We start from the raw sequence: 2,501 nt of genomic DNA, 5'->3' as shown, positions 1-2,501 counted from the left end.
AATCAGTAAACCAACAGCAATCATATAATGAAGCATTGTCTAAGATTAAGAGTGCTACTAAAAATGGCAGACTAAGCAGTGCAAATAGTAATACACAGTCACTTAGCAATAATCTAAATAGTAATTTTTCTGAGCAACAATCTGTCGGACAAGAAATCGCCCAAACTAAACAAAATATGCAGCAATTAAGCTATAATATGAATTATATAGCACAAAACTCTGCTGCTATTGATCGTAATTTAAATGAACCGGTATTAAATAGTATAATTGCTAAAAATATTCCCGGGGTAAGTAGTAAAGAACAAGCTGCTATGTGGGCGAGTACTCACCAACAAGAAGCCGAGCAAATAGCTTTAGATGTAGCTAAAATTAATAATACTATACCGCAAAACTTAAATTCTGAAAGTAATATCAATATTCCATCTAAAGAAAGCTTGCGATCAAGTTTTGATAAAAAAACTAAACAGTTAAATGATCAAGCTGCTATTAGTAGTATTGATGACAGAAAAAATGATATTTATGATAAAAATGTAGAACAAATGCTAATTAATAATGTAGATAATAATGAAGTAGAAAAAATAAAGCTTCTTGATCAGTTATCTGCTAAAGTAAAAAATAAGAAGGAACAGATCGAAGATGAATTTAATAAAACTCCTGAATCAACGATTGTCAGAACTGGCCAGCAAATAGCGGATAATCTTGGCATTAGTGATAAGGCAATAAAGAAAAGAAATATTAAACTACCAGGCTATAAAAATGATAGTAATTGAGAAGCAATTTATGAAAAACATTAAAAAATTAGCAGTTTTATTTATTTTGCCATTAATATTTTTTAGCAGTGCTTTTGCAGAAAACTCCACTAATTCTATTAATGAGCAACCACAAATAGATCAAAAGAGTAAAATTCAAGATCCAAATATTTTAGCTGAAGAATATTTTAATATTGGTAAGTCATTATATAATTTAGGTAAATATGAGGAAGCAATAAAAAATTTTGATTTAGCTGTTAAATATAAATATGATTGTGCTAAGTGTTATAATAGTAAGGGAATGGTATTAAATGATTTAGGAAAACATCAGGAAGCAATAAATAATTTTAACAGTGCTCTTAAATATCAACCTATTTATCCATCGGCATATAACAATACAGGATATACATTAAAAGTGTTAGGAAAATATCAGGAGGCAATAAAAAATTTTGATATTGCACTTAAATATAATCCACATTTTGCAGTAGCTTATAATAATAAGGGCAGTGTGTTAAATGACTTAGGTAAATATCCAGAAGCAATAGAACAGTATGATCTTGCACTGCAATATGACCCAAAATATCCGGAAGCTTATTATAATAAGGGAATATCTTTAATGTCTTTATGGCAAAATCAGGAAGCGATAGAAAACTATAATTTGGCTATTAAATATAAACCTGATTATGTTAACAGCTATAACAATAAAAGTGTATCTTTAATAAATTTAGGAAAATATCAAGAAGCAATTGATACCTGTAATATAGTTATCAAATATCAGCCTAATTGTGTAGAAGCATACTATAACAAAGCCATGTCTTTAAACATATTAAAAAAACATAAGGAAGCAATAGAGAATTGTGATTTAGCAATCAAATATAGTCCTGATTATATAGGATCATACTTAGAAAAAGGTATAGCCCTTAGAAAATTAGGTAAATATCAAGAAGCAATTAAGAGCTATGATCTAGCGATTAATCGTCAAGCTGATTATGCTGAGAGCTACTTAGAAAAAGCTATTACTTTAGTGAATTTAAACAAACATAAAGAAGCAAAAGAAAACTTTAATTTAGCTCTTAAATATAAACCTAATCTTATGACAGAATATAAAGAAATAATTAAGGCTTTAAGAAAACTAGGTAATGATCTGATGGCTGGTGAGTTTGAAGAAAAATTAAAGATAATGCAAGATAATTTATAATTCTATGCAACCACAAAATCAAAATAATTTTACTCGTGGTTCACAAATCTTTGCTCATCAGATGAGAATGCTTGGGCAAGGCAGTATTAATGCTTTAACTATTGGATTAATATTTACTGTAGTTTGGTTAATGTGGCGTACATATCAAAAATTATCCTTGATAAGTCTATATTATTTTATCATAGAGCGATACGTACAATTAAAACTTGCCATAGGAGAGCATTTTTACCCTATAAGCCAAATAGGTATTAAATTCTATTATTTAGAACAAAAAGCTTGGGTTTACCGTAATGCTGAAGAATTTGTTCATAAATTTTGGCATGTTACACCGCATTCGCATAATATCAATCAATTTGAGCAATTTTTATTGCATTCAGCTTGGCAAGAAGGTATTATTACTTTTACCATTGGTCTGTTTACTGCTATCATCTTTTTTATGTATCGAGGTAAAAAAGCTGTTATCCAAGATAAGATCAGGGGAGCAGATTTTGTAGAAGCAGGTACTTTAGCAAAAATGCTTTATAAAAACAACCAAGCTGCTAATATTTGCTTTT

Annotated in this window: 2 protein-coding genes and 1 pseudogene; all 3 read left to right on the top strand. The window is 29.0% G+C overall.

Annotated elements, in window-relative coordinates; all coding sequences use genetic code 11:
• A pseudogene (locus RAT170B_RS07705) lies at nt 1-770 on the top strand (conjugal transfer protein TraG); the annotation flags it as partial.
• Nucleotides 771-780: 10 nt separating this feature from the next.
• The gene (locus RAT170B_RS07700; protein WP_186786315.1) at nt 781-1,947 is read left to right on the top strand and encodes a tetratricopeptide repeat protein; all 1,167 of its coding nucleotides are present in this window, start codon (nt 781-783) and stop codon (nt 1,945-1,947) included.
• Between the two features lie 4 nt (nt 1,948-1,951).
• Nucleotides 1,952-2,501 (top strand): TraD N-terminal domain-containing protein (locus tag RAT170B_RS07695; RefSeq protein WP_315849893.1); only part of this gene is annotated, 550 nt, incomplete at its 3' end.

The organism is Rickettsia argasii T170-B, from assembly GCF_000965185.1.
GTDB classification, from domain to species: Bacteria; Pseudomonadota; Alphaproteobacteria; order Rickettsiales; family Rickettsiaceae; genus Rickettsia; species Rickettsia rickettsii.
This window is presented reverse-complemented; position numbering and strand designations above follow the sequence as displayed.